Below are 3,617 nucleotides of genomic sequence, written 5' to 3'. Positions count from 1 at the left end.
CGGTTGGTGTACTTCTTGGCAATGGAGATCACCAGGCGCAGGTTGGCCTCGACCATTTCCTTCTTGGCACGGCGGGCGCGGGCCTCACCGATGGACATACGCCGGTTGATCTCCTTGATCTGGGCCAGGGTCAGGCCCGCTTCTTCTTCCAGTTGCGCCAGCTTGCGCTGGGCGCGGGCGATGTCGCCTTCCACGGACTTGAGCGCGTCGGAGTAGTCACGCTTTTTCTTGATGATGCCCGGGATCCAGTCTTCATTGGTCTCGTTGCCCGGGAATTCCTTCATGAAGGTTTTCCGGGGCATGCGGGACTGGCGGACGCACATTCTCATGATGGCGCGCTCTTCGCGGCGAACGCGATCCAGTACGGTGCGGGCTTCGCTGTAAATCGGGTCGAACTGGCGCGGCGGCAGCTTGAAGAACTTGAACAGCTCGCCCAGCTCGGCCAATTCTTTCTGGGCCTGCTTGCTGTCGCGGCCGTGCTTGCTGACGGTCTTCTCGGCCTTGGTCAGTTGCTTGGCCAGGGCGTCGAAGCGCTGACGGGCTTCTTCGGGATCGACGCCGGAGGTGGTTTCTTCCTCGTCGTTCTGATCGTTGTTGTCGTCATCGTCATCATCGTTCTTGTCCTTGGCCTTCTCCTTTTTTTCAGCGGCAGCGGCGGCGGCCTGCTGACTGGAGGTGGCGGTGACGGACGGGATATCGTCGGACGGGTCCAGCCAGCCGATGATGACATCCGGCAGGCGACGCTCTTCCGCTTCAACCAGTTTGAATTCGTCGAGAACGCGCTGTGCCGCGCCGGGCCAGTAGGCCAGGGAGTACATCAGCTCGCGCACCCCCTCTTCGATGCGCTTGGCGATGGCAATCTCACCTTCGCGGGTGAGCAGCTCCACGGTACCCATTTCGCGCATGTACATGCGCACCGGGTCGGTGGTGCGGCCAGCTTCGGTTTCCACTGCGGCGAGTGCGGCGGCGGCTTCAGCGGCGGCAATTTCGTCCGCCGAGGCATCGCCGTCGGTCATCAACAGGGTGTCGGCATCCGGTGCGATCTCGTAGACACGGATGCCCATGTCGTTGATCATCTGGATGATGTCTTCCACCTGATCCGGATCGGAAATATCCTCCGGAAGATGGTCGTTCACCTCGGCATAGGTGAGATAGCCCTGCTCTTTGCCGCGGGCGATCAGCTCTTTGATGCGAGATTGTTGCTGCTGTTGAGCGGTGTCTGCCATTCGGAACCCTGTCGAACCTGAGGTGTGGAAGAAAAGCGCGGGATTATATCGCATATGTTGGGCTTGATTCCATAAAATCAACGCCCGCGCCCGGTTTTAGTGTGGAGTTTTGTGCGCCAGAGCCGCTTTTACCAGCGCTTCGCGCTCTTCGCGGCTTAATCCAGCAAAATCGCTGCTTTTTTGGCGCAGTTGGCTGAGTGCTTCGGTTTTTTGCCGTTCCGCCAATTGGCGCTGAATACCCTTCAGGCAATCGCAGAACGCCACCCGGGTGTCGTAGTCGGCCCGGGAGGGCTTGATGGCCCGATTGGCGCCGTGGGCGCCGGCGGCCACCAGCAGATCCTGACCGGCAATGGCCGCCAGTTGTTCCGCTTCCTTCGCGCCGTACACGCCGCGCCAGTGGCCGATAATGTGAGGTAGCTGATAATGCGGCCGCTCGCGTAATAACTTTAGCAGTTGGCCCAGGGACCGCAACTCCGGTTCGCTGTGTTCGAGCCAGAATTCCGGGGGTTCTTCGGCGGCCAGGGCCGGGTTGGCCAGCAGCAGACCAATGGCCTTGCGCGCCGGCGGCATCAGGTAGCGCTTGCCGGACAGGCTCGGCGGCGCCGGTGGGGCGGCCGCCGGCTCCGGCGCTGCATTGTCGAAGTACTCCTCCCCTGTGGGGCCCGGCTCCTGAGCGTAGGCCGGGGGCTCCTCGTAATCCGGGGGTGGCGGCCGGTCGTCCGCCGGCGCTATATCGACGGGCGCGGCCGGGGCGCGGGTTGGCTCGGCCTCGATCACCACCGGCTCGTGCACCAGCTCCATCAGGGTGTCCCGGTTCAGGCCGGTCCGCTGCGCGAGGCGGTCGAACATCAGTTCCCGGAAGACGCCCCGGGGCAGTTGGTGGAGCAGGGGAGCGGCGCGCTTGCTGAGCAGCGCCCGGCCCTCAAGGCTGCGCGGATTAAGGTCGGCGCTGAGCGCATCGAACAGGTAATCTTCCAGCGGGACCGCCATGTCCACCATGTTGCTGAATTTTTCAGCGCCGATCTGGCGCACCAGGGTGTCCGGGTCCTCGCCTTCGGGCAGGAACAGGAATTTCACCTGTCGGCCGTCTTCCATCACCGGCAGGGCGGCGGCCAGGGCGCGCTCGGCGGCGCTGCGCCCGGCCTTGTCGCCGTCAAAGCAGAACACCACTTCCCGGGTGTGTTTGAATGCCAGTGCCAGGTGGTCCTCGCCGCAGGCGGTACCCAGGGTGGCGACACCGTAGCGGATGCCGAACTGGGCCAGGGCCACCACGTCCATATAGCCTTCCACCACCAACAGACGGGGCAGCTCGCGGTAGGCCTGGCGGGCCTCGTACAGGCCATACAGCTCCCGTCCCTTGTGGAACACCGGGGTTTCCGGGGAGTTCAGGTACTTGGGTTTGTCATCGCCCAGCACCCGGCCGCCAAAGCCGATCACCCGCCCGCGCAGGTCCCGGATGGGAAACATGATGCGGTGGCGGAAGCGGTCGTAGCGTTTGTTCTGGTCCGGCTGGTGGATCAGCATGCCGCCCTCGGTCAGCAGGTGGCGTTCCTGTTCGCCGATGCCGAGGGTTTTCAGCAGGTTGTCCCAGCCCGGTGGGGCGTAACCAATACCGTAGTCCCGGGCAATATGCCCGTCCAGGCCCCGGCGCTTGAGGTAGTCCACCGCTTCCATCCGCTTGGGGTGCTGGCGCAGCTGCAGCCGGTAGTAGCGGTCGGCCTGCTCCAGCAGGCTGTAGATGCTCTTGCGCTCCTGGGCCCTCTCTTTCTGGGCCGGGCTCTGCTCCTCGCGGGGCACTTCCAGGCCGCAGTGATGGGCGAGCTGCTCGACGGCTTCGGGAAAGCCGAGCCGCTCGTAGTCCATGAGAAATCCCACGGCGTTGCCGCTGGCGCCGCAGCCGAAGCAGTAGTAGAACTGCTTGTCCTGGCTGACCGTGAACGAGGGGGTTTTTTCGTCGTGGAAGGGGCAGCAGGCGCTGAAGTTCTTGCCGGTTTTCTTGAGTTTGACGCGATGGTCCACGATCTCCACCAGGTCAACCCGGTCGAGGAGCTCGTCAATAAAGCTTTGTGGAATCAGTCCGGCCATAGCGCCTTATTGTAGCGGGGAATTGAGGTGGGGGAGCGGGATTTTGGGTTGGGTGACGGGGGGTGCGCTTGGTAACGGCGGATGCGCGCTTNNTGCCATCCGTTGTGACAAAACGTGACGCTTAACCCAACCGCGCCTTCAACCGCTTACTCACATCCGCCATATCGGCCCGCCCCTGCACCTGGGGCTTGAGGATGCCCATGACCTTGCCCATATCCTTCATGCCCTCGGCGCCGGACTGGGCGATGGCGTCGGCCACCAGCTGATCCAGCTCGGCATCGGACAGAGGCTGGGGCAGAAACTCCT

General features: G+C 63.4%; 3 protein-coding genes. All 3 read right to left on the bottom strand.

What is annotated here, in order from left to right:
• Positions 1-1,226 (bottom strand): RNA polymerase sigma factor region1.1 domain-containing protein (locus B3187_RS04855; protein ID WP_286804862.1); only part of this gene is annotated, 1,226 nt, incomplete at its 3' end.
• Between the two features lie 96 nt (positions 1,227-1,322).
• Entirely contained in the window at positions 1,323-3,311 is a 1,989-nt protein-coding gene (gene dnaG / locus B3187_RS04850) for a DNA primase (protein WP_286804861.1), read from the bottom strand.
• A gap of 121 nt (positions 3,312-3,432) precedes the next feature.
• Positions 3,433-3,617: GatB/YqeY domain-containing protein (locus B3187_RS04845; RefSeq protein ID WP_286804859.1), on the bottom strand; the 185-nt coding region annotated here is incomplete at its 5' end.

It is taken from the genome of Marinimicrobium sp. UBA4209, assembly GCF_002381585.1.
Taxonomy (GTDB): domain Bacteria; phylum Pseudomonadota; class Gammaproteobacteria; order Pseudomonadales; family Cellvibrionaceae; genus Marinimicrobium; species Marinimicrobium koreense.
Note: the sequence above shows the minus strand (reverse complement) of the source record. Positions and strands in the feature narration are given on the sequence as shown.